Genomic DNA, 21,777 nt, shown 5'->3' with positions numbered 1-21,777 from the left:
CGCGTCAGGCGCGCAGCAGATCCAGCAGCGCGTCGGCGACGGTATCCGGCGCTTCGGCCGGGATGGCATGTCCCACCCCCGCGAGCACGTGGCGACGGTAGGGACCGGTGAACCGGTCGGCGTCGGGATCGTCCGCTTCGGCCGGCCCGACGCCGTCGTCTGCCCCGCACAGCGACACCGTCGGCACGGCGATCGGCGGCTGGAGGGCGATGCGGCGCTCGATGTCGTCGAGCGCGGGGTCGCCCGCCACGAGGCCGAACCGGTGCCGGTAGGAGTGGATCACCACGTCGACGAAGTCCGGGTTGTCGAAGGACGGCGCCGTGGCGTCGAACAGCCCCGGCCCGGCCGCCCAGGTCGGCGACCACAGCCGCCACAACAGCCGGCAGAAGCCGAGGCGGTCGGCCGCCAGCCCGGCCCGGCCGCGCTCCGCGTGGAAATAATACTGGTACCAGAGGCGGCGCTCGTCCTCCGGGGCCGAAGGGCGTCCGGAGGCCGCGATGTCCTGGACGTTGTAGTCGTCCCCGGTCACGAGGCAGCGCACCCGCTCGGGCCACAGCGCGGCGACGATGCAGGCGGCCCGCCCGCCCCAATCGAAGCCCATCAGGGCGGCCTGCGGGATCGCCAGGGCGTCCAGGAGGTCGACGAGGTCCCGCGCCAGGGCGGCCTGCTGGCCCGAGCGCGGCGTATCGGCGCTGCGGAACCGGGTGTCGCCGTAGCCGCGCAGGTAGGGGACGATCACGCGGTGGCCCGCCCGGGCGAGCCGCGGCGCGACCCCGTCGAAGCAGCGCGGGTCGTAGGGGAAGCCGTGCAGCAGGACCACGGGAAAACCGTCCGCCGGGCCGCGTTCCTCGCAGGCTACCGCGAGCGTCGGGGTGAGGACGGTGGTCCGGCGGAAGTCGGGATTCGGCACGGACACCCTCACATCAGGCGACGGAAATGCCGACGCATCTCGGTCGCGTCGCGCCGCGGCGGCGCCCGTTCGCGCTCGCCGGCGGTCAGGACCTCGCGACCGCCGATCTCACTCGAAGAATTCCACGACGCCGTCGTCGAGGTCGTAGCGCGCGCCGACGATCTTCAGGCGCCCCTGGCGTTGCGGCTCCTGCAACATCTGTTCCGTGGTGCGCAGCCGCTCCACGACGCGCATGACGTTGTGGCGGACGGCCCGGTCGAGCAGGTCGTGGTCGCCGTCGCGCCTGGCGCGCAACACGGCCGGCAGGATCGGCTCGATCATCTGGCCGATGCTGCCGGGATACTCGGTGTCCTTCTCGACGACGCTCACGGCCGCCGCCACGGCGCCGCAGCGCTCGTGGCCGAGCACGACGACCAGCGGGGCGCCGAGCACCGCGACGCCGTATTCGATGCTGCCCATCGCGGCGAGGTCGACCACGTTGCCGGCGTTGCGGACGATGAAGAGGTCGCCCAGGCCCCGCCCGAACAGCAGCTCGGGCGACACCCGGCTGTCCGAACAGCCCACCAGCACGCAGAAGGGCCGCTGCTCCTGCGCCAGCGCGGCGCGGCGCTCCGCCCCCATGAGGTGGGGCCGCACGGTGCCGCCCCCGACGTAGTTTCGGTTGCCCTCCTTCAGCAGCGCGAGCGCGGCGTCGGGCGAAAGGTCGGTGCCGGTGGGGGCGGTGAACTTGGGCATGCTGGTCGGTCCTCGGATGTGGTGTCCCGGCGGGAAACGCGCGATGCGGGTTTTCGATCGCAGGCCCGGCGGCACGAACCCGCGGCGGGCGCGACGTCGACACCCGGCCTTGCGCGACGCCGACCCTTGCCGGTAGGCTGCGCTTCCATCGTCGGGGTGCCCGGGCCGGGCTGAGAGTCTTCCATTCGGAAGGAAACCCGTTGAACCTGAACCGGGTCGTGCCGGCGGAGGGAACGACAGCATGCCCGAGGCGCGCGACGCCGCATCCCCCGGTGCCCGCCGCCCGGCCGGCCTGCCCTGGGCGGCCGTGCTCACCGGCGTGGGCGCGCTCGCGCTGTGGGAGGTCGCCGTGCGGGCGCTCGACACCCCGGCCTACGTCCTGCCGGCCCCGTCGCGCGTCGCCGCGACGCTGCTGCGGCAGGCGCCGCTCCTGTGGCGCGACGCCCTGGTGACGGGCGGGGAAATGCTGGGCGGCCTCCTCCTCGGCACGCTCGGCGGGGTGGCAGTGGCGCTGGCGATGGCGCAATCGCGGCTGCTGGAGCGCGCGGTCGGGCCACTGCTGGTCGTCGCCCAGGCGCTGCCGGTCTTCGCCATCGCGCCGCTGCTCGTCGTGTGGTTCGGCTTCGGCGTGGCGTCGAAGCTCGCCATGGCGGGGCTGATCATCTTCTTTCCCGTATCGACGAGCCTGTTCGAGGGGCTCCGCCGGACGGATCCAGGCCTCATCGACCTCGCGCGGCTCAACGGCGCGTCCCGCCGCGACACGCTGCTGCTCATCCGCCTGCCGTCGGCCCTGCCGGCGCTGGGCGCCGGCCTGCGCGTCGCCGCCGCGGTGGCGCCGCTCGGCGCGGTGGTGGGCGAGTGGGTGGGCTCGTCGTCGGGGCTCGGCCTCGTGATGCTGCACGCCAACGCCCGCATGCAGACCGACACGGTCTTCGCCGGGCTGACGATCCTCGTCGCCTTCTCGCTGGCGCTCTGGGCCGCCGTGGGGGCGCTGACGCGCCGCATGACGCCCTGGGCGCCCGACACGCTCGCCCCCCTCACCGGAGACCCCTGATGCGACCGCTTCCCTTCGCCGGCGCCCTGCTGCTCGGCCTCGCGTGCTTCCTGCCGGCACAAGGCCGGCCCGCCGCGGCGGCTCCAGCCGCGGCGGGCGACACCGCAGCCGCCCCGGCGGCGCGAAAGGTGACGCTGCTGCTCGACTGGTTCGTCAACCCGGTCCACGCCGCCATCGTGGTGGCGAAGGAGAAGGGCTTCTTCGCGAAGGGCGGCCTCGACGTCGACTTCGTCGAGCCGGCCGACCCGTCCATGCCGCCGCGGCTCGTGGCGGCGGGCCAGGGCGACATCGCGCTGACCTACCAGCCGAACTTCTACCTCGACGTCGCGGCGGGCCTGCCAATCCAGCGCGTCGGTACCTCGATCCAGACGCCGCTCAACACCGTGATGGTGCTGGCCGACGGGCGGATCAAGTCGCTCGCCGACCTCAAGGGCAAGACGGTGGGCTATTCGGTGGCGGGATACGAGACGGCGCTGCTCGGCACCATGCTGGAAAGCGCGGGGTTGAAGCTCGACGACGTGAAGCTCGTCAACGTCAACTTCGCCCTGACGGCGCCGCTGATCGGTGGCCAGGTCGACGCCGTGGTGGGCGCCTATCGCAACGTCGAGCTTTTCGAGATGCAGCTCGCCGGCCATCCCGGAACGCCGTTCTTCCCCGAGGAACACGGCGTGCCGCCCTACGACGAATCGATCTTCGTCACCAAGGCCGACAACGCCCGGGCGGCCTTCGTGAAGCCCTTCCTCGACGCCGTAGGGCAGGCTCAGCTCTTCATCCTCGACCATCCGGACGAGGCCTGGGCGGCCTTCGTCCACGCTTATCCCAAGCTCGACGACCCGCTGGACAAGCTCGCCTGGGCGGCGACGATCCCCCGCCTGTCCGCCGACCCCGCCGCGACCGACGGGCCGCGCTACGCCGCCTTCGCGGAGTTCATGAAGAGCAAGGGGCTGATCGAGCGCACCGAGCCGCTGGAGCGCTACATCGGGAAGTGAGCGGGCGCCTCACCCCTTCGTGCGCAGCGTCGAACGGCCGCCGTCGACGCCGATCACCTGTCCGGTGATCCAGCCCGCCTCCGGCCCGAGCAGGAAGGCGGCCAGCGCGGCGCTGTCGTCGGCTTCGCCCAGGCGGCGCAGCGCGTGGGTTTCGGCGACACCCTTCGCCAAGGCCTCGTTGCGGGTCAGCCCCTCGGCGAGGGGCGTGCGGGTCAGAGACGGGGCGATGCAGTTCACGCGCACCTTCGGGGCCAGCTCGGCGGCGAGCGCCACCGTCAGGCCCTCGACGGCGCCCTTCGCCATGGAAACGGAGGCATGGGCGGCGAAGCCCTGCCCCACCGCCACGGTCGAGAACAGCACGACCGACGATCCGTCGACGGCCTTGAGGTGGGGCGCCGCGGCCTTCAGGGCCAGCGCGGCGCCGAGCGCGTTGATCCGCCAATCGCGCTCGAAATCCGCCTCCGTCAGCGAGCCGATCGGCTTCAGGTTGATGGTGCCGACCGCGTAGACGAGGCCCGCGAGCCCGTCCCCTCCCGCCGCCTCGGCCACCACCGCCGCCACCGCGGCACCGTCCGTCACGTCGCACACCGACGAGGCGGCGCCGACCTCGCGCGCCACGGCGGCGAGCTTGGCCGGGTCGCGGCCGACGAGGTGGGGCCGGTCGCCCCGCGCGGCGAGCCGCCGCGCGACCGCCGAGCCGATGCCGCCCGCGCCGCCGAAGATGATGATCGAAGCCAAAGCGCCGCCCTTCCCCTGCCGTGTCGGACCAAACCTGCGGCGCGGCGGGGTGAAATCAAGGGAAGCGGGAGCGTCGCTCGACCGCAGGCCGGCGGTCGGCCGGGTCCCGCGCCCGCCGTCGCCGACAGGCCCGGGACGAGGGCCCGCTCAGGGCCTCACAGCAGGGTGCCCGTGGCTTGAAGCCCTCCGGCGTCGCCGTTCGCCGCCAGCGCCTTCGCGGCGCGGAGGTCCTCGACGAAGCGCGCATATTCGGTCCGCTGCGATTCCTCGTCGGGCAGGCGCAGCAGGAAGGACGGGTGAACGGTGACGAAGACCGGGCCCGCCAGGGCCGAGGTGAGGACCGTGCCGCGCACCGACAGCACGGACGCGCTTTGCCCGGTCAGCGAGCGGATCGCTGAAGCGCCGAGCGCGATGGTGAGCTTCGGGCGGAGGATCTTCAGCTCCTCCTCCAGCCAATGGTGGCAGGCGTTGATCTCGCCGACGCCGGGCTTCTTGTGGATGCGCCGCTTCCCCCTCGGCTCGAACTTGAAATGCTTCACCGCATTGGTGACGTAGGCACGGGAGCGGTCGATGCCCGCTTCGCCGAGCGCGCGGTCGAACAGCGACCCCGCCGGCCCGATGAACGGCTTTCCGGCCAGGTCCTCCTTGTCGCCGGGCTGCTCGCCGACGAAGACGAGGTCGGCCGTGGACAGCCCTTCCCCGAACACCACCTGGGTGGCGAACCGGTGCAGGTCGCAGCGCGTGCAGGCCAGGGCTTCGCGCTTCAGGGCGTCGAGCCCGTTGCCCCCCATCCCGCCATGGACGGCCGGGGGAGGCGGCGCGTCGCGCGTCGCGCGGGCCTCGTCGGCGCGGGCCACGATGGTGGCGGCGCGCTTGGGGACGGTCTTCTGCGGGGTGGCGACCATGCGGGCCTCGTCGTTGCCGGCGGCGCGGATCAGCGGCGCGATGAGCTGGGCCTCGGGGAGGTTCTTCCAGTACTTCATCGGCATCTCGCGCTTCATCGCGTCCACCTTCAACCGCGCCGGGTTGAAGATGTTCACGTAGTAGGTGCGCCAATGCTCCTCGGTGGCATCCTCGGCCGGCACCTCGTCGCGCGAGCCGCCCGGGCCGAAATGCAGCGCCGCGCCGTCCCACGAGGCCCGCGCCTCGGGCGTCACGATGGTCCAGGGCATGGCGCGGAAACGCTCGACGAAGAAGGGGGCCGCGAGCGCCACGATGTGGTGCTCGGGCTCGAACCAGGCGAGATAGGCCGGCGGGACCCCCTCGACGGCCACCTCCTTGAAGCGCACGAAGGCCGTCATCTTGTGGCGGTCGCGCCGCACCGACTTCGCCATCATCTCGATGCGGAACACGTCCTCGTCGGTGGTGATGTCGAGCAGGCGCGGCTCGTCCTGCAGCCGGCACAGCACCCGGTACAGGAATGCGAAGCGCTCCGGGTCCTTGTGGCAGGCCACGAGCTCCGCGAGGTCCACGAAGCGCCGCGCCACGCGCAACGCGCGCCGCGGACCGTCCGAGGGGCCCTCGGAGGGTGACACGAACAGGTCCGGCGCATCGTCGGCGACGCGCCACACCACGGCTTCGGGCGGCACGCTCCCCTCCGCGAGGGCGCGGGCGGCGTCGCGCCAGCCCTCGTAATCGTCGGGCGCGCGGAGGACGACCTCTCTCATGGCAGGGCCCGCCGCATCAGAACAGGCTCAGCTGTTCGGCCGGCCGCTTCACGGCGCGGGCGAGGTGGGCGCCGTCGAGGCTGGCGCCGGGCGTCCAGTCGAGCGCCGTCACGAAGGGGCGCAGCGCCTTCGCCGAGCGCGCCAGCTTCGCCACGTCGTCGAGCCGCATGGCCGTGAGGCGCCGGATGTCGATGATGCGGTCGACGCTCTTCACGCCCAGGCCCGGCACGCGCAGCAGGTCCTCGCGCGACGCCGAATTGACGTCGATGGGGAAGCGCCCGCGGTTGCGCAGCGCCCAGGCGAGCTTCGGGTCGAGGTCGAGGTCGAGCATGCCGCCGTCGGTGGCGCCCACCACCTCGTCCATGGCGAAGCCGTAGTAGCGGTAGAGCCAGTCGGCCTGGTAGAGCCGGTGCTCGCGCATCAGCGGCGGCTTGCGGGCCGGCAGCGACTGGCTCGACCCCGGGATGGGGCTGTAGGCCGAGTAATACACGCGCTTCAGCTTGTAGCCCGAGTACAGGGTCGCGCTCGACTCGAGGATGTCGGAATCCTTTTCGCCATCGGCACCGACGATCATCTGCGTGCTCTGCCCGGCCGGCGCGAAGGCCGGGGCGCGGCGGGAGCGCTTGCGCTCGTCCTCGGCCTCGTCGAGCCGCAGCCGCAGCCCGCCCATCGCCTTGCGGATGGTGGACGCCTGCTTCTGCGGGGCGAGCTTCTCCAGCGACGTCGCCTTCGGCAGCTCCACGTTGATCGACAGGCGGTCGGCGAAGCGCCCGGCCTGCTCGATCAGGTTCGGGTCGGCGTCGGGGATGGTCTTCAGGTGGATGTAGCCGCGGAAGCCGTGCTCTTCCCGGAGGAGCTGGGCGACGCGCACGAGCTGCTCCATCGTGTAGTCGGGCGAGCGGATGATGCCCGAGGACAGGAACAGCCCCTCGATGTAGTTGCGGCGGTAGAAGTCAAGCGTCAGCTGCACGACCTCCTCGGGGGTGAAGCGCGCCCGCCGCACGTCGGAGGACACGCGGTTCACACAATACAGGCAATCGTAGATGCAGTGGTTGGTGAGCAGCAGCTTCAGGAGCGAGATGCAGCGGCCGTCGGGCGCGTAGGAATGGCAGATCCCCTGCCCGGTGATCGAGCCGATGCCGCCCGCCTTCGCCGGCTCCCGGCGCGGCTTGGCGCCGGACGACGCGCAGGACGCGTCGTACTTGGCGGCGTCGGCCAGCACGGCCAGCTTCTCGGTGATGTCCAAACGCGCCATCGACGGGGGAGCCCTGTTCTCGGAACGTTCTTGTAGGCCAAGCGGCCCGGAGAGGCGAATCCGCGTCGCCCGTCCCCTTCCGAGGTGGGTCCGCGGCGCCGCGGTTCAACGGCGCGCGACGGATTGCCCACAGGCGGTTCAAGCCAGGTCGATGATCTCCGCACGCCCCGCCGCGAGGCCCGACGCGACGCCGAGCGCGATCAGGGCCGCGAACAGGATCGGCACGGCGCCGAAGCCGCCCTCGGCCTGCCGGATCACGCCGACCAGCAAAGGTCCGCCGGCCGCCAGCGTGTAGCCGATGCCCTGCGCCATGCCGGACAGGCGCGCCGCCACGCCGGCGTCGGGCGCGCGCAGCAGGATGACCGTCAGCGCCACGGCGAGCAGCCCGCCCTGCCCCAGGCCGAGCAGCACCGCCGAGATCCAGGCCGTGCCGAGCGGCGCGTAGAAGCAGCCGGCGAGGCCCGCCAGCACGAGGGCGTAGAGGGCCGTCGCGGCGGCGCGCTGGTCGCGGCCGAGCGTCGCCAGCGCGGGCGCGGCGAGACAGCCGACCATCTGGCCGACGACCGACAGCGACAGCAGGAAGCCCGCCGCGGCGGCGTCGAGCCCGCGGTCCCGCATGATGGGCGCGAGCCAGCCGAACACGCAATAGGCCAGGGCCGACTGCAGCCCCATGAACAGGCTCACCTGCCAAGCGAGGCCGCTGCGCCACAGCGGCCGGGCTCCCGAGGCGGCGACGGCCGCGGTCGCTCCGGGTCGCCGGGCGGCGCGGGGCAGCCACAGGAGCGCCGCGGCGGCGGCCGGCAGCGCCCAGACGGCGAGGCCCTCCGCCCAGGAGCCCGCGGCCCGCGCCACCGGCACCGTGAGGGCGGCGGCCACGGCCGCGCCGGCGCTGAGGGACATCGAATAGAGTCCCGTCATCGCCGCGATGCGGTCGGGGAAGTCGCGCTTGACGAGGCCGGGCAGCAGCACGTTGCCGAAGGCGATGCCCGCCCCCGCCAGCACGCCGCCGCCGAGCAGCGCCGGCACGGCGGCCGAGCCCCGAAGCGCCGTCCCGGCCGCCACGGCGCAGAGCGCCAGCAGCACGGCCCGCTCGGTGCCGAGCCGGCGGGCGACGGGCGCCGCCCCGAAGGAGAAGACGCCGAGGCACAGCACCGGCAGGGTCGTCATCAGGCTGGCGAGGCCCGGCGACGCGCCCGTCCCCGCCATCACCTCCGGCAGCAGCGCGGACAGCGACGGGAACAGCGTGCGCAGGTTCAGCGCGATGAGCAGGATGCCCAGGCCGAGCAGAACGCGCCCGAAGCGGGACGCGCGCGGGGCGATGACGGTCGGGGCGGTGGGTGGGGCGTCCATGGCCAGGGCGTCCCACGGGCGCGCGCCGAGGTCAACGCGGGCGGGCCCCGTCCCTCCGCCTGGGACGTCAGGCCGCCCATTCCCCGGCGCGGAACACCGGCACCCGGCTCCCGTCGGCGCGGACCCCGTCGATGTCGATGCGGTCGGAACCGATCATCCAGTCGACGTGGATGGCGCTGGAATTGCCGCCGCGGGCCGCGATCTCGTCGGGCGTCAGCGTCGCCCCGTCCTCGAAGCACTTGGCGTAGCATTGGCCGAGCGCGATGTGGCAGGCGGCGTTCTCGTCGAACAGCGTGTTGAAGAACAGGAGCCCGCTGGCCGAGATCGGCGACGAATGCGGCACCAGCGCCACTTCGCCGAGGCGCCGCGCGCCCTCGTCGGTGTCGAGCAGGTCCGCCAGCACCGCATCCCCGCGCGACGCCCGCGCGTCGACGATGCGGCCGGCCTCGAAGCGAACCGCGATGCCGTCGATCAGCGTGCCCCCGTGCGACAGCGGCTTGGTGCTGGCGACATGGCCGTCCACCCGCCGCGCGTGGGGCGTGGTGAACACCTCCTCGGTGGGGATGTTGGGGTTGCACAGGATCCCGTTCTTCGCGCGGGACGCTCCGCCGTGCCACTCGTGGCCCTCGGCGAGGCCGATCGTCAGCTCCGTGCCGGGGCCGGAATAGCGCAGGGCGTCGAAGCGCTGGCCGTTGAGCCACGCGGTCCGGGCGCGCAGCGCCGCGTTGTGGCGGTCCCAGGCGGCGACGGGATCCGGGCCGTCGATGCGCGACGCCGCGAAGATCGCCTCGGCGAGCCGGCCCACCGCGACGTCGGGCGCGTCGTCCGGGAACATGCGGGACGCCCAGGCGGCGCCCGGATAGGCCGCGATGGTCCAGTTGACCGCGAAGCCGGCGATGCGGTCGAGCGCCGGGCGGTAGGCCATCGACTGCGCCTTGCCGACGCGCGCCACGCGGGACGCGTCCTGGCCGGCGAGCAGCATCGGGTCCTCGCCCACCACGGCGAGCCGCGCCGCATTGCCGTCGAAGGCCTGCGCCATGCCGTCGTAAAGCCAGGCCGGGGCGGCGTCGAAGCTCGCGTCCCGCCCCGCTTCGAAGCGGGCCAGCGTGACGCCGGGGTCGGACAGGATGGGCGTCACGAGGCTCGCCCCCGCCGCATAGGCGTGGTGGGCGATGCGGCGCACCAGCGGCAAGGCTTCGACGGGCGCGGTGATGACCAGGGGCTGGCCGGGTTCGAGCCCCAGGCCGACCCGCACGGCCGTTTCGGCGAGGCGGTCGAGCTTGGCGGGATCGATGGATGGGGAAAGCTGGTCGATGGTCATGGCGGCTCCGAGCCCTGGATCCCCGGGCCGCGGTCGACGGCGCGGGAAACCGATGTCCAGGCTTCCGTCTACCAGCGGCGGCGTCCGCTCCGCCAGCCGCACGGGCGCTCCGCGGGCGCCGGCGTCAGGCGTCGGCGAGGCCCCGGGGAGCGCTCGGGTCCGCCGACGGATGGGCCGCGATGCGGACCACGCCGCCTTCCATGCCGATGCGCCGGAAACCGAGGTCGCCCGCGAGCAGCAGCATGGCGCGGTTGGCCATCATGACGTCGCCGTGCACCGCCGTGAAACCCGAGCGGACGGCTTCGCTCAGCATGTCGCGCATCAGGCGCGCGCCGATGCCCTGCCCCTTCAGGTCCGTGCGGACCATGATGTCGTAGTCGGCGTCCCCCGCCGCGCCGGGCAACCCCACGGCGTGGACCACGCCGCCGATCTCGCCCGAGGGCGCCACCGCCGCGATGGCGAATTCGGTTCCGCCGGTCAGCCCCGCGAGGCGGTTGGCGAAGACCTCCGGAAAGGTCTTCGAGATGCCGAAGCAGCGCAGACGGAGGTCTTCGGCCGAGCAGCGCCGGAACATGTCGCGCAGCGCCGCCTCGTCGGACCGCCGTATGGGACGGATCCGGTACACCTCGCCCGAGCGGGCCAGGAAGGCCCGGTCGATCGACAGCAGGGGGGCGGAACGGGAAAGCGGGGCGTCCATGATGGCAACCTGTCGGCCCGTTCCATCGTCACCGCGCCCCGATCGGGCGTCGATGTCGGCGGCACGCGGGCCCATATGTCGGACGTTTCACCCCTCACCGACCATATGGTCGGTTTCGGCGGGTCGAGACAGCCCTCCCGCCGCATGGCCGCCATGAAGCTGCGGCGACGCCGGTCGCATCCGGCCCCGTGGCTCGCCCGCGCGACCCGGCGGACCACGGCGGCGGCGCGGGCGAGCCGGCCGAGCCCGTCCGGCGGCAGGTGACGGGAGCGCCTCCGGTTCCGCCTCGGGCAGTGTGAGCAGGGCCACCCGGGGCCGGTCGGCGCCGCCCGGAAGCGCCGCGCTCGGGTGAGGCCGGCCGATGACTCGGCCATGCGTCGCACGCCCTCGTTTAGTCCCCGTGTGTCCCAGGGCGAGAAAACGGCTGACGACGTCGGATCAGGGGCGCAAGCGGCGCCGGTCGAGCGACGCGCCCGCCGCGAAACCCACCGCCAGGGCCGCGTAGGCGCCCGCCATGCCGGCCTTGGACAGCACGAGCTCCCACCCCGGCGTGAAGCGCTTCGGGGTCGCGCCGTAGTCGACCGCCGCGGCGATCGCCGCCATCACCAGCCCGTCGCGCACCAGCGCGCCCGCCGTTTCGGCCGGGTGCAGGCGCTGCCACGCCGTGAAGGGAAGCGCCCAGAACAGGCAGGCGGCGTGGTTGGTGGCGAAGCCGACGCCGGTGCGGCGCGGGTTCAGCCCCTCGTCGAGGCCGGCGAAGTCGCCGTTGAGCCAGTGGCTGGTGGCGTTCAAGGGCCGGAGCGGCGCCTTGCCCTCGGCTTCGGCCGCCATGGCCAGGCCGACGGCCGACAGCAGGCCCGCCACCGTCCCCGTCACCAGCACGGCCGTGCCGAGCCCCGCGGTGCGGTCGCGGCTCATCGGGTGAGGTAGAAGGCGATCGCCACGATGGCCACCACGACGACCACGCCGATCATCGCCATCAGCGGGATGTTGGTGGCGGGCTTGTCGTTCGCGGTGGCGATGCGGCCGATCTTCTTCTCCTCCTTGCGGGCGAGCGCGATCTCGGCCGGCGTCGCGGGGTTGCCGCCGGCTTCCTCGCAGGTGCCGAGCGACGCCATCCCGGGGTCCGCCGTGGCGGTCTTCGAGCCGGTGCGGCCCGAGTCGATGTCGTCCTTCAGCTGCAGGACGGTGTCGCCGCCACGCCCGCTCGGTACGTCGTGTGCCATGCTGTTCCCCGGTTGCCGATCCACTGCGCCCCAACGCCTCGGGGCTGCTGAAAGGTGCGGGCCTTGACGTCGCGGCGGAGGGCGGCATCTCCCGCTGGAAGGAGACGCTCCATGTACGAATGCTGGGTCTACAAGGACGAGCCGCACGTGCGGCTGGTGGTGGCGTCGGGCGCCATGCTGCCCACCGAGCTCGGCCACAAGGATTGGACGCTGCTGGGCCCGTGGCAGGCTTCCACGGAGACGGCCCACGAGGTCGACCACCGCGGTTTCCACTTCTTCCGGGCCGAGGAGGCTGCCGACACCTCGGTCTTCAAGGACGCCGCCGCGTCGGGCAACTGAGGCCCGCGGCCTTGCCAGGGCGCCGCCCCGCTCGATAACCCGGGCCATGCCCGGAGCCCTCCGGGCCGTCCCGGAGTTCGACCCATGACCATCCAGCCCGACGTCCAGGCCCCGGCGCTGAACCGCCGCAAGGTCGGCGACTACGTCGTCACCTACCTCAGCGACGGCTTCCTCGACGGCTCCTTCGCCTATTTCCAGGGCATCGAGGCGTCCGAGGCCGAGGCCATGCTGAAGGAAGCGCACCGGCCGCCGCTCGCCCACATCTCCATCGCGTCCTACGTCATCCAGGGTCGGGGGCGGACGGTGCTGGTCGATGCCGGCACCGGCGGGTTCAACGGCTGGGGCGGGCGATTCCCGGTGGCGCTGGCGGCGGCGGGCGTCGAGCCGGCCGACGTCGACACGATCCTGCTGACCCACGCCCACGTCGACCACGTCGGCGGGCTGACGCTGCACGGCAAGCCGCTCTTCCCCAAGGCCGAGGTGATCGTCAACGAGGCCGAAGCCCGATTCTGGCGCGACGACGCCATCATGGCCTCGGCGGGCGCCGACGCCGAACCCTTCTTCAAGGCGGCCCGCACCGCGCTCGACGCCTACCAGCCGAACCTCAAGCTCGTCGGCGCCGGCGAGGTGCTGCCGGGGATCTCGCTGATGCCGCTGCCGGGCCACACGCCGGGCCATTCGGGCTACCACATCCAGTCGGGCGCCGAGCAACTGCTGATCTGGGCCGACATCACCCACCTGGCCGATGTCCAGATCCGCAGGCCCGAGGTGACGATCGGCTTCGACGTCGACCCCGACGGCGCGCGGGCCACGCGCATGAAGGTGCTGGACCAAGTGGCGAGCGACAGGCTCGCGGTGGCGGGCATGCACTTCAACATGCCGGGCTTCCTGACGGTGGAGCGGGACGGCGCGGGCTTCCGCAAGGTCGACCTGCCGTGGACCTCCGCCCTTCTGTGATGGCGAGCGGCGGAAGCGCGGACGCGCTCCCGTCGCGCAGCACGGGCGCCCCTCCCCCGCATCGGGGAGGAGGTGGCCCGGCAGGGGCGACGCTCGACGCGACCGCCAAAGCAAAAGTCCTCCGGAGACGATCCGGAGGCCTTTTCTATACTGGTGGGCGGTACAGGGTTTGAACCTGTGACCCCTGCGATGTCAACACAGTGCTCTACCGCTGAGCTAACCGCCCGATGACGTTGGTCTAGCCGCCGGCGCCGCGGGACGCAAGCGGAAAATCCCGGCCCGCAGCGGCGTCATCGCCCGAGCAGCGCCCCGAACAGGTCGTCCTCCGCGGCGGCACCGATCATGCGCCCCTCCCCGTCGAGCACGAGGAGGGCCGCCGCGCCGCGTCGGCGCAGGCCGACCGCCGCCTTGAGGTGCAGCGCGGACGGCACGGCCACCAGGGCGCCGTCGATCGCGGCGGCCTCGGCCTGCGCCAGCGGCACCACGCGGACCGGCGCGCCGGCCCGGCAGGCCGCCCCCGGCCGCCCATCGCGATCGAGGGTCACGCGGAGGCCGGGGCCCGGCACCAGGGCGTCGCCGTCCCGGGCGAGGCGGTCCAGCGGCACCATGAAGGTGTCGGCTTTCAGGGCGTCGAGCGGGTTCATGTGCCGGACGAAATCGGTCACATAGGCGTCGGCGGGGCGAAGGACGATGTCGGCGACCGTGCCGGCCTGGACGATCCGTCCCCCCTCCATGATGACGATGCGGTTGCCGAGCTTCGCCGCCTCGTCGAGGTCGTGCGACACGAACAGGATCGTCTTCTTCAAGCGCGCCTGGAGTTCCAACAGCTCGTCCTGCAGGCGGGCCCGGATCAGGGGATCCAGGGCCGAGAAGGGCTCGTCCATCAGCAGGATGTCGGCGTCCGTGGCGAAGGCGCGCGCGAGGCCGACCCGCTGCTGCATGCCGCCCGAGAGTTCGTGGGCGTGCTTGTCGGCCCAGCGCTCCAGGCCCACCATGGCGAGCTTCTCGTCGACGATCCTGTGGCGCTCCCGGCGCCCCATCCCCCGCAGCTCCAGCCCCATCCCGACGTTGTCGCGCACGCTGCGCCAGGGCAGCAGCGCGAACTGCTGGAACACCATGGCGACGCCGCCCGACCGCAGGTCGCGCAGGGTCGCGGCGTCGCAGCCGCAGACGTCGACGGGCCGGCCGCGGTGATGCACCGTGACGCTGCCGCGCGCCGGCCTGGCGAGGCGGTTGACGGCCCGCAGCAGGGTCGACTTGCCCGATCCCGACAGCCCCATCAGCACGCAGATCTCGCCCGTCCGCACCGTGAGGCTGGCGCCCGCGACGCCGATCACGTGGCCGGTGGCGGCCAGGATCTCGTCGCGGCTGCGGCCCTCGTCGATCAGGGCCAGGGCCCGGGCCGGCCGCGGGCCGAACACGATGTCGACGCGGTCGAAGGTGACGGCGGCGGCGGCCGTCACGGCGCCGCGGCGCCCGCGGCGGGGCGGCGGAACAGCCGGTCGAGCAGCACCGCCACCAGCACGATGGCGATGCCGGCCTCGAAGCCCATGGCGGGCCGTACCTGGTTCAAGGACCGCAGCACCGGCACGCCGAGCCCGCCCGATCCCACCATCGTGGCGATGACCGACATGGACAAGGCCAGCATGATGGCCTGGGTGAGCCCCTCCATGATGGCCGGCAGGGCATGGGGCAGCTCGACCTTGCACAGCAGCTGCCAGGGCGTGGCGCCGAAGGCTTCGCCGGCTTCCCGCAGCGGGGACGGGACCGAGGCGATGCCGAGCTGCGTCATGCGGATCGGGGCCGGGACGGAGAAGATGACCGTCGCGATGATGCCGGGGACCACGCCGAGGCCGAACAGCGACAGCATGGGGATGAGGTAGACGAAGGTGGGAAGCGTCTGCATCAGGTCGAGCACGGGCCGCAGGACCCTGGCGAGGGGCCGCGAATGGCCGGCCAGGATGCCGACCGGCACGCCGATCAGCATGGAGGCCGACGTGGCGTAGAAGGTGATCACCAGCGTGGTCACGGTTTCGCGCCAGTAGCCCTGGTTCAGGATGAAGGCGAGCGCCAGGGCGGCGAAGAGCGCCAGCGGCCAGGACCGGCGCAGGGCGTAGGCCAGTGCCGCCACGAGCCCGCAGAAGACCAGCGGCAGCACGGCGCCGAGAGCTTCGACGCTGTGGTCGATCAGGAAGCTCAGGCCGTCCGACACGCGGTCGAAGAACAGGCCGGAGCCGTCCTTCAGCGCGGTCATGCCGGCGTTGAGCCAGGGCCCGACGGGGATCTTCCGGGCCGTGACGAGGGCGGTGACGGGATCCACGGGAGGGGTGCCGCGCCGCCGGCCGCTACAGGCCCAGGCTCGCCTTCACGGCCGGCGAGCCGGGCTGGCCGTCGATCGTCGTCACGCCGCCCAGCCAGGCGTCGAGGGCCGCGGGGTTGGCCTTGAGCCAGTCCACCGCGGCCTTGTCGGGGTCCTGGCCGTCGAACAGGATCGCGCCCATCACCGCATTCTCCATCGGCAGCGAGAACTTCAGCTGTTCGAGGAAGCGGCCGAGGTTCGGGCAGTCCTTACGCAGTCCCGCCCGCACGTTGGTCAGCACGGTGGCGCCGCCGAAATCGGGACCGAACACGTCGTCACCGCCCGACAGGAAGTCCATCTTGAACTTGGTGTTCATGGGATGGGGCTCCCAGCCGAGGAAGACGATCGGCTCGTGCCGCTTCTCGGCCCGCTCGACCTGGCTCAGCATGCCCTGTTCGCTCGACTCGACGACGTCGAACCCGGACAGCCCGAACTTGCCGTCCTTGATCATGCCGAGGATCAGCCGGTTGCCGTCGTTGCCCGGCTCGATGCCGTACACCTTGGCGCCGAGCTGGTCCTTGAACCTGGCGATGTCGGCGAAGCTCTTCAGCCCCGCCTGATAGGTGTAGTCCGGGACCGCGAGCGTGTATTTCGCGCCGGTGAGATTGGTCCCCACGACCTCCACCGTGCCGTCGTCGAGGTAGGGTTTGCGGTCCGCCTCCATGGTCGGCATCCAGTTGCCGAGGAAGACGTCGACCTGCTTGGCGTGGAGCGACTGGTAGGTGACGGGGACGGACAGCACGTCGGTGTGGGGGGCGTAGCCGAGCCCCTTGAGAATCGCCGAGGTCGCCGCCGTGGTGGCGGTGATGTCGGTCCAGCCCACGTCGGAGAACCTCACCGCCTTGCAGCTCGCGGGATCGCCGGCGGCGAGGCTGGCGCCGCACGATGTCGCCAGCAGGGCCGCCACGAGGATCCCGACCATCGGATTGCGCATGTCCGTCCCCCTCTCGCGACCGGCTGTCGCAGGGTCGTAGCAAGAGCCGGACCAGGGCCGGCCCGCTCGGGACCGTGATCGGCTCGCGAGGGGCGAGTGTAGCGGGCCTGATCCCGGATGCAAAATTGCAAAGGCGACGGAAACCCCGCCCGGTTTCGACCGGCGCGTCTCCGTCGCGCCGCACGAGCGGCGGCGCGCGCCAGCGGTCGAGGCTTTTCGACCGCCGGTGTCAGTAGGTCGCGAACATGCGGCGGATCTCGCCCGCGTCCGCGGTGCGGGTCAGCGCCAGGGCGAGCAGGATGCGGGCCTTCCACGGGCTGAGGTTGTCGGCGCCGATCACGCCGCCGGCGCGCACGCGCTCGCCGTCGATGGCGACGCCGCTGCCGACCCGCGTCGCCAACACGACGGCGATGCCGGCCGCCACCGCTTCGCGCAGCGCTTCGAACTCGGCTCCCGTGGACATGCCGGGCGCGAAGGCGGCCTGCACCAGGCCCCGCGCGCCGGCCGCCACGAAGGCCCGCGCGGCCGTGCCGTCGGCGCCGGCGTAGGACAGGACGATGTCGACCCGCGGCACGGCCGCCAGCGCCGCCACGTCGAACTCGGTATCGGGCATGTGGCGCCGCTCGGAGCGGCGGTAGTAGCGGACGTGGGGCCCGTCGACCTGGCCGAGGATGCCGAAGTCGGGCGTGCGGAAGGTTTGCAGCCGGGCCGTGGACGTCTTGGCGACGTCGCGCGCCGCCTGGATCTCGTCGTTGAGCGCCACCAGCACGCCCCGCCCGCGCGACGCCGGGTCGGCGGCGACCCGCACGGCGCCGAGCAGGTTGGACGGGGCGTCCGACGACAGGCCGTTCAGCGGCCGCTGCGAGCCGACCATCACCACGGGGATGTCGAGCTTCAGCGTGAGGTCGAGCGCGTAGGCGGTCTCTTCCAGCGTCGCGGTGCCGTGGCCGATGACGATGCCGGCGAGGTCCGGGTCCCGCGCGAGGTCGGTGCAGAGCGCCGCGAGCTCGTGCCACACGGCGAAGTCCATCGCCGAACTCTCGACGGCGCGGAACGCCACCGCGCGGACGTCGGCGACCTGCGCGAGCTCCGGCACCGCCGCCGCGATGGCGGGGGCGTCGAGCCGGCGCTCGTGGCGGCCGTAGTCGAGGATGTCGAGGCTGTCGGCGCCCAGCGACGACATGGTGCCGCCCGTGCCGATGAAGGCGATCTTGCGCATGCGCTTTCCCGAGATGGATCCCGGGGAGGTCAGTGGCAGGCCCGGCGAGGCGGGGCAAGGCTGAAGGACCGAAGCGGCGCGCGGGGCGCCCGCTTCGGTCGCGTCATGTCGGGCGCCGCACGGGCGGCGCCCGATCGCGTGGGCCGGGGATCGAAACCTCCGACCGGCGGCGTCACTCGGCGGCGAGCGGCATGTCCGTCAGCAGCTGGTCCAGCCGGATCGGGGCGTTGCGCACGCGCACGCCCGTCGCGTGGTAGACCGCGTTGGCGATGGCGCCGGCCGTGCCAGTGATGCCGATCTCGCCCACGCCCTTCACCCCCAGCGCGTTGATGACGCTGTCCTTCTCGTCGACCAGGATGGCCTGGAGCGACGGGATGTCGGCGTTCACCGGCACGTGGTATTCGCCGAGGTTGTTGTTGAGCACGCGGCCCGAGCGATGGTCCATCGCGGCCTCCTCGTGCAGCGCGAAGCCGACGCCCCAGATCATGCCACCGAAATACTGGCTCTGCACCAGGCGCGGGTTGATGACGCGGCCCGCCGCGAAGGCGCCGACGAGGCGCGTGCAGCGGATCTGGCCGAGGTCGGGGTCGACCTTCACCTCGGCGAAGACCACGCCATGCGCGTGCATGGCGTAGCGCTTCTGGGCGTCCTGGTCGGCGCCCGCGCTGCCCTGGCCCTCGATGGCGGGCAGGCCGGAGCGGGCCAGGATGTCGGCGTAGGATTCGCCGCGGCTTTCGTCGTCGCGGCGCACCAGGCGCCCGTCCCGTGCCACCACGCCGGCGTTGCCGGCGCCGAACAGCGGCGAGCGCTGGTCGTCGGTGGCGAGGCGCGCCAGCTTGGCGATGACGTCGCCGCCCGCCGCATGGATAGCGTTGCCGGCCGTCGCGGTGTGGCCCGAGCCGCCCGCGATGCCGCCGTTCGGCAGGTCCGAGCGGCCCATGCGGAACTCGACCTGGTCGATGCCGAGCCCGAGCCCGTCGGCGGCGATCTGGGCCAGCGCCGTCCAGGCGCCCTGCCCCATGTCCTGCGCGCCGATCTCAACGAGGCCGGTGCCGTCGGCCAGGATCGACGCCTTGGCGTCGGCGGCGAAGATCAGCGCCGGGAAGGTCGCAGTGCCCATGCCGTAGCCGACGAGCAGCCCCGCCTCGTCGCGCATCGCGCGCGGCTTGGCGCTCCGCTTCGACCAGCCGAAGGCTTCGGCGCCGCGCTCGTAGCATTCGCGCAGGTTCTTCGACGAGAAGGGCTTGCCGGAGATCGGCTCCACCTCGGCGTAGTTCTTCAGCCGGAAGGCCAGCGGGTCCATGCCGCAGGCTTCGGCCATCTCGTCGACGGCCGATTCCAGCGCGATGGAGCCGGACGCCTCGCCCGGCGCGCGCATGAACAGCGGCGTGCCGGTGTCGAGCCGCACCGCCGTATGCGTCGTCTTCAGCGCCGGCGCCGCGTAGAGCGTGTGCGACAGGTTGGCGGAAGGCTCGTAGAAGTCGTCGAAGGACGACGTGGCGGTGTGGTTGTGGTGGTGGATGGCCTGGAGCTGGCCGCCCTCGTCGGCGCCGAGCTTGACGGTCTGCCGGGTGGGGGCGCGGTGGCCGACGGGGCCGAACATCTGGTCGCGGCGCAGCACCAGCTTCACCGGGCGGCCGGTGCGCTTGGCCGCCATGATGCCGAGGATCTGCGGACCCTTCATCAGCGCCTTGGAGCCGAACCCGCCGCCGAGGTAGGGCGAGCGGATCAGGATGTTGGCTGGGTCGATGCCGAACAGCTGGGCGATGCGGCCCTGGCCCATGGTCAGCGCCTGCGAAGGCGTGTCGACCGTGAGCTTGTCGCCGTCCCAGGCGGCCACGATGGCGTGGGGCTCCATGGCGTTGTGGTACTGGGCGGGCGTCTCGTAGGTGGCCTCGACCCGCTTCGCCGATCTGGCGAAGCCGGCCTCGACGTCGCCGCCGTTGTCGACGTCCGGCGGCTCGCCGACGCCGACCGCCGGGGGCGTGAAGCTCTCGTTGCCGTCGAGCCCGATGCGGGCCTGCTCGACCTCGTAGCGCGGCGCCAGCAGCGCCACGCCCTCGGTGGCGGCTTCCAGCGTGTCGGCGATCACCACCGCGACGGCCTGGTTGGCGTAGCGGACGCGGTCGTTCTGCAACACGTCCATCTTGAACGTGAAGGGGTTGTCCTTCTCGTCCGGGTCGAAGGCGAGGCCGGGGGTGTCGCCCGGCACCATCACGTCGACGACGCCGGGATGCGCCTTGGCGGCGGCGACGTCGAGGTGGCTGACGCGGCCGCGCGCGATCGTCGACGAGCAGATGGCCGCGTAGAGCATCCCCTCGGGGTGGTTGTCGGCCGCGAAAGTGGCGGTGCCGGTGACCTTGGCCACGCCTTCGCGGCGGGTGAGGGGCTGGCCGACGTTGGAGCCGTGGCGGGTGTGGGTCTGCTCAGGCATGTGCGGCGACTCCCAGCGGAGACGAGAACGGGGACGCCGGCAGGGCGGACACGCGCTCGGGCGTGCCGGCGAGCGCCAGCGTGAAGGCCCGCACGGCGATGCGCCGGGCGAGTTCGATCTTGTAGCTGTTGTCGCCCGACGGCTTCGCATCGGCCATGGCGGCCTCGGCGGCGCGGCGAAACGTCTCGACCGTGGCGGGCTGGCCGACCAGCACGGCCTCCGCCTTGCGGGACCGCCAGGGCTTCAGCGCCACGCCGCCGAAGGCGAGGCGCGCATCGGCGATGCGGTCCCCGTCCAGCCGCAGCGCGGCGGCGGCCGACACGACCGCGAAAGCGTAGGAGGTGCGGTCGCGCACCTTGAGGTAGCGGGAATGCCCGGCGAAGCCCGCCGCATCGGCGGGCAGCACCACGGCGGTGACGAGGTCGCCGGCTTCGAGCACCGTTTCGCGCCAGGGCTCGTCGCCCGGCAGGCGGTGGAACTCGACCAGGGGCACGCTGCGCGCGCCCGCTTTGCCCTCGATCTCGACCGTGGCGCCGAGCGCCGCCAGCGGCACGCAGAAGTCCGACGGCTGCACGGCGATGCAGCTGTCGCTCCAGCCCAGGACCGCGTGGAGGCGCGTTTCGCCCCCGATCGCGTCGCAGCCCGAGCCGGGTTCGCGCTTGTTGCAGGCGCTGACGCCGTCCGTGAAATAGGGGCAGCGCGTGCGCTGGAGCAGGTTGCCGCCCGTGGTGGCGGCGTTGCGGAGCTGCGCCGAAGCGCCGCTGAGCAGCGCTTCCGCCACCGCCGGATAGGTCCGGGCGAAGGCGGCGTCGTGGGCGAGGTCGCCGTTGCGCACCAGGGCGCCGATGCGGGTGGACCCGTCCGGGAGCGTCTCGATGCGGTCGAGGCCGGACAGGTGCGTGACGTCGACGAGGCGGTCCGGGCGGACGACGTTGCCCTTCATCAGGTCGAGCAGGTTGGTGCCGCCGCCGAGCACGACGGCGCCGTCCGCCGCCGAAGCCGCGATCGCGTCGGCGGGGGACGCGGCGCGGTGATAATCGAAGCGCTTCATTCCGCGGCCTCCTTGAACGCGCCCGCCATGCGGGTCTGCGCGTCCAGCACGGCTTCGGTGATGCCCGCATAGGCGCCGCAGCGGCAGATGTTGCCGCTCATGGCTTCGCGGACGCGCTCGGGGTCGTTCCCGGCCTGGGCTTCGCGGATGAGGCCGACGGCGCTCATGATCTGGCCCGGCGTGCAGAAGCCGCACTGGAAGCCGTCATGCGCGATGAAGGCTTCCTGGACGGGATGCAGCTGGCCGTCCTTGGACAGGCCCTCGATGGTGAGCACGTCCGATCCGTCGTGGCTGACCGCGAGCGCCAGGCAGGCGTTGATCCGCCGGCCGTCGACGATCACCGTGCAGGCGCCGCACTGCCCGCGGTCGCAGGCCTTCTTGGTGCCGGTGAGGTCGAGCCGCTCGCGCAGCAGGTCGAGCAGGGTCACGCGGGGGTCGTCGAGCGCGATCTCCCTCCGCGTCCCGTTGATGGTGAGGGTGATGGGTATGCTCATGACGAGGCCTCCGTGGCCCGTTTTATAGCCGTTCCAAAGAGTGGCGTG

The 21,777-nt window shown here is 72.6% G+C and carries 21 protein-coding genes, 1 tRNA gene and 1 riboswitch; of the genes, 4 read left to right on the top strand and 18 right to left on the bottom strand.

The window, feature by feature from the left end; genetic code table 11:
- Positions 1-4: 4 nt before the first annotated feature.
- Entirely contained in the window at positions 5-910 is a 906-nt protein-coding gene (locus tag D3273_RS10965; protein ID WP_129226425.1) for an alpha/beta fold hydrolase, read from the bottom strand.
- Positions 911-1,018: 108 nt separating this feature from the next.
- Entirely contained in the window at positions 1,019-1,645 is a 627-nt protein-coding gene (locus D3273_RS10960) for a carbonic anhydrase (protein WP_129226423.1), read from the bottom strand.
- A 142-nt stretch (positions 1,646-1,787) separates the two neighbouring features.
- Positions 1,788-1,895, top strand: a riboswitch (TPP riboswitch).
- Between D3273_RS10960 and D3273_RS10955 the strand changes: the two genes are divergently transcribed.
- Entirely contained in the window at positions 1,887-2,699 is an 813-nt protein-coding gene (locus D3273_RS10955) for an ABC transporter permease (protein WP_129226421.1), read from the top strand. It overlaps the preceding riboswitch by 9 nt.
- The gene (locus tag D3273_RS10950; RefSeq protein WP_129226419.1) at positions 2,699-3,688 is read left to right on the top strand and encodes an ABC transporter substrate-binding protein; all 990 of its coding nucleotides are present in this window, start codon (positions 2,699-2,701) and stop codon (positions 3,686-3,688) included. The genes D3273_RS10955 and D3273_RS10950 overlap by 1 nt, the downstream gene beginning before the upstream one ends.
- A 9-nt stretch (positions 3,689-3,697) precedes the next feature.
- Here D3273_RS10950 and D3273_RS10945 read toward each other — a convergent pair whose 3' ends face one another.
- The 8 genes from D3273_RS10945 to D3273_RS10910 all read right to left on the bottom strand — a co-directional run bounded on the left by D3273_RS10945 (position 3,698) and on the right by D3273_RS10910 (position 11,942).
- Positions 3,698-4,426, bottom strand: a complete 729-nt coding sequence (locus tag D3273_RS10945) for an SDR family NAD(P)-dependent oxidoreductase (RefSeq protein WP_129226417.1) — start codon at positions 4,424-4,426, stop codon at positions 3,698-3,700.
- A 155-nt stretch (positions 4,427-4,581) separates the two neighbouring features.
- Entirely contained in the window at positions 4,582-6,093 is a 1,512-nt protein-coding gene (locus D3273_RS10940; RefSeq protein WP_129226415.1) for a UdgX family uracil-DNA binding protein, read from the bottom strand.
- 16 nt (positions 6,094-6,109) lie between these two features.
- Complete coding sequence (locus D3273_RS10935; protein ID WP_129226413.1) at positions 6,110-7,348, bottom strand: putative DNA modification/repair radical SAM protein; 1,239 nt, start codon at positions 7,346-7,348, stop codon at positions 6,110-6,112.
- A 138-nt stretch (positions 7,349-7,486) separates the two neighbouring features.
- Positions 7,487-8,698, bottom strand: coding sequence for an MFS transporter (locus D3273_RS10930; RefSeq protein ID WP_129226411.1), 1,212 nt, complete (start codon positions 8,696-8,698; stop codon positions 7,487-7,489).
- 67 nt (positions 8,699-8,765) lie between these two features.
- A complete protein-coding gene (locus D3273_RS10925) occupies positions 8,766-10,019 on the bottom strand; it encodes an aminopeptidase (RefSeq protein ID WP_129226409.1) in 1,254 nt (417 codons plus the stop codon).
- A 124-nt stretch (positions 10,020-10,143) separates the two neighbouring features.
- Positions 10,144-10,716 carry a GNAT family N-acetyltransferase gene (locus D3273_RS10920; protein ID WP_165359459.1) on the bottom strand — a complete coding sequence of 191 codons (573 nt, stop codon included), beginning with the start codon at positions 10,714-10,716 and terminating at the stop codon, positions 10,144-10,146.
- 438 nt (positions 10,717-11,154) lie between these two features.
- Positions 11,155-11,634 (bottom strand): hypothetical protein, encoded by a 480-nt coding sequence (locus D3273_RS10915; protein ID WP_129226405.1) that lies wholly within the window; start codon positions 11,632-11,634, stop codon positions 11,155-11,157.
- Positions 11,631-11,942, bottom strand: a complete 312-nt coding sequence (locus D3273_RS10910; protein WP_129226403.1) for a hypothetical protein — start codon at positions 11,940-11,942, stop codon at positions 11,631-11,633. Before D3273_RS10910 ends, D3273_RS10915 begins: the two co-directional genes overlap by 4 nt.
- A 111-nt stretch (positions 11,943-12,053) precedes the next feature.
- On the opposite strand from D3273_RS10910, the gene D3273_RS10905 reads away from it, so the two are divergent.
- Both D3273_RS10905 and D3273_RS10900 read left to right on the top strand, forming a co-directional pair.
- A complete protein-coding gene (locus tag D3273_RS10905) occupies positions 12,054-12,281 on the top strand; it encodes a hypothetical protein (RefSeq protein ID WP_129226401.1) in 228 nt (75 codons plus the stop codon).
- Between the two features lie 84 nt (positions 12,282-12,365).
- Complete coding sequence (locus tag D3273_RS10900) at positions 12,366-13,238, top strand: MBL fold metallo-hydrolase (RefSeq protein ID WP_129226399.1); 873 nt, start codon at positions 12,366-12,368, stop codon at positions 13,236-13,238.
- 151 nt (positions 13,239-13,389) lie between these two features.
- On the opposite strand, the gene D3273_RS10895 is transcribed toward D3273_RS10900, so the two are convergent.
- The 8 genes from D3273_RS10895 to D3273_RS10860 all read right to left on the bottom strand — a co-directional run bounded on the left by D3273_RS10895 (position 13,390) and on the right by D3273_RS10860 (position 21,729).
- Positions 13,390-13,464, bottom strand: a tRNA-Val gene (locus D3273_RS10895).
- Between the two features lie 64 nt (positions 13,465-13,528).
- Positions 13,529-14,701: a choline ABC transporter ATP-binding protein gene (gene choV / locus D3273_RS10890; RefSeq protein WP_129226397.1), complete on the bottom strand. Its 1,173-nt coding sequence runs from the start codon at positions 14,699-14,701 to the stop codon at positions 13,529-13,531.
- Complete coding sequence (locus tag D3273_RS10885) at positions 14,698-15,492, bottom strand: ABC transporter permease subunit (protein WP_129226578.1); 795 nt, start codon at positions 15,490-15,492, stop codon at positions 14,698-14,700. Before D3273_RS10885 ends, choV begins: the two co-directional genes overlap by 4 nt.
- 91 nt (positions 15,493-15,583) lie before the next feature.
- On the bottom strand, positions 15,584-16,531 hold the full coding sequence (locus tag D3273_RS10880; RefSeq protein ID WP_129226395.1) for a choline ABC transporter substrate-binding protein: 948 nt from the start codon (positions 16,529-16,531) through the stop codon (positions 15,584-15,586).
- Positions 16,532-16,760: 229 nt separating this feature from the next.
- A complete protein-coding gene (locus D3273_RS10875) occupies positions 16,761-17,750 on the bottom strand; it encodes an asparaginase (protein WP_129226393.1) in 990 nt (329 codons plus the stop codon).
- Between the two features lie 172 nt (positions 17,751-17,922).
- Positions 17,923-20,184 carry a xanthine dehydrogenase family protein molybdopterin-binding subunit gene (locus D3273_RS10870; protein WP_129226391.1) on the bottom strand — a complete coding sequence of 754 codons (2,262 nt, stop codon included), beginning with the start codon at positions 20,182-20,184 and terminating at the stop codon, positions 17,923-17,925.
- On the bottom strand, positions 20,177-21,235 hold the full coding sequence (locus D3273_RS10865) for an FAD binding domain-containing protein (protein ID WP_129226389.1): 1,059 nt from the start codon (positions 21,233-21,235) through the stop codon (positions 20,177-20,179). Before D3273_RS10865 ends, D3273_RS10870 begins: the two co-directional genes overlap by 8 nt.
- Positions 21,232-21,729 carry a (2Fe-2S)-binding protein gene (locus tag D3273_RS10860; RefSeq protein ID WP_129226387.1) on the bottom strand — a complete coding sequence of 166 codons (498 nt, stop codon included), beginning with the start codon at positions 21,727-21,729 and terminating at the stop codon, positions 21,232-21,234. The genes D3273_RS10865 and D3273_RS10860 overlap by 4 nt, the downstream gene beginning before the upstream one ends.
- Between the last annotated feature and the right edge of the window lie 48 nt (positions 21,730-21,777).

This window comes from Lichenibacterium minor, assembly GCF_004137685.1.
GTDB lineage: Bacteria > Pseudomonadota > Alphaproteobacteria > Rhizobiales > Beijerinckiaceae > Lichenihabitans > Lichenihabitans minor.
This window is presented reverse-complemented; position numbering and strand designations above follow the sequence as displayed.

What these genes read in the sequence shown, in the direction of transcription:
- D3273_RS10880 (WP_129226395.1), bottom strand. Translation starts at nt 16,531, where the DNA reads ATGCGCAATCCGATGGTCGGGATCCTCGTGGCGGCCCTGCTGGCGACA.
- D3273_RS10935 (WP_129226413.1), bottom strand. Translation starts at nt 7,348, where the DNA reads ATGGCGCGTTTGGACATCACCGAGAAGCTGGCCGTGCTGGCCGACGCC.
- D3273_RS10915 (WP_129226405.1), bottom strand. Translation starts at nt 11,634, where the DNA reads ATGAGCCGCGACCGCACCGCGGGGCTCGGCACGGCCGTGCTGGTGACG.
- D3273_RS10920 (WP_165359459.1), bottom strand. Translation starts at nt 10,716, where the DNA reads ATGGACGCCCCGCTTTCCCGTTCCGCCCCCCTGCTGTCGATCGACCGG.
- D3273_RS10940 (WP_129226415.1), bottom strand. Translation starts at nt 6,093, where the DNA reads ATGAGAGAGGTCGTCCTCCGCGCGCCCGACGATTACGAGGGCTGGCGC.
- D3273_RS10865 (WP_129226389.1), bottom strand. Translation starts at nt 21,235, where the DNA reads ATGAAGCGCTTCGATTATCACCGCGCCGCGTCCCCCGCCGACGCGATC.
- D3273_RS10860 (WP_129226387.1), bottom strand. Translation starts at nt 21,729, where the DNA reads ATGAGCATACCCATCACCCTCACCATCAACGGGACGCGGAGGGAGATC.
- D3273_RS10925 (WP_129226409.1), bottom strand. Translation starts at nt 10,019, where the DNA reads ATGACCATCGACCAGCTTTCCCCATCCATCGATCCCGCCAAGCTCGAC.
- D3273_RS10960 (WP_129226423.1), bottom strand. Translation starts at nt 1,645, where the DNA reads ATGCCCAAGTTCACCGCCCCCACCGGCACCGACCTTTCGCCCGACGCC.
- D3273_RS10930 (WP_129226411.1), bottom strand. Translation starts at nt 8,698, where the DNA reads ATGGACGCCCCACCCACCGCCCCGACCGTCATCGCCCCGCGCGCGTCC.
- D3273_RS10870 (WP_129226391.1), bottom strand. Translation starts at nt 20,184, where the DNA reads ATGCCTGAGCAGACCCACACCCGCCACGGCTCCAACGTCGGCCAGCCC.
- D3273_RS10905 (WP_129226401.1), top strand. Translation starts at nt 12,054, where the DNA reads ATGTACGAATGCTGGGTCTACAAGGACGAGCCGCACGTGCGGCTGGTG.
- D3273_RS10955 (WP_129226421.1), top strand. Translation starts at nt 1,887, where the DNA reads ATGCCCGAGGCGCGCGACGCCGCATCCCCCGGTGCCCGCCGCCCGGCC.
- D3273_RS10910 (WP_129226403.1), bottom strand. Translation starts at nt 11,942, where the DNA reads ATGGCACACGACGTACCGAGCGGGCGTGGCGGCGACACCGTCCTGCAG.
- D3273_RS10950 (WP_129226419.1), top strand. Translation starts at nt 2,699, where the DNA reads ATGCGACCGCTTCCCTTCGCCGGCGCCCTGCTGCTCGGCCTCGCGTGC.
- D3273_RS10875 (WP_129226393.1), bottom strand. Translation starts at nt 17,750, where the DNA reads ATGCGCAAGATCGCCTTCATCGGCACGGGCGGCACCATGTCGTCGCTG.
- D3273_RS10900 (WP_129226399.1), top strand. Translation starts at nt 12,366, where the DNA reads ATGACCATCCAGCCCGACGTCCAGGCCCCGGCGCTGAACCGCCGCAAG.
- D3273_RS10885 (WP_129226578.1), bottom strand. Translation starts at nt 15,492, where the DNA reads ATGACCGCGCTGAAGGACGGCTCCGGCCTGTTCTTCGACCGCGTGTCG.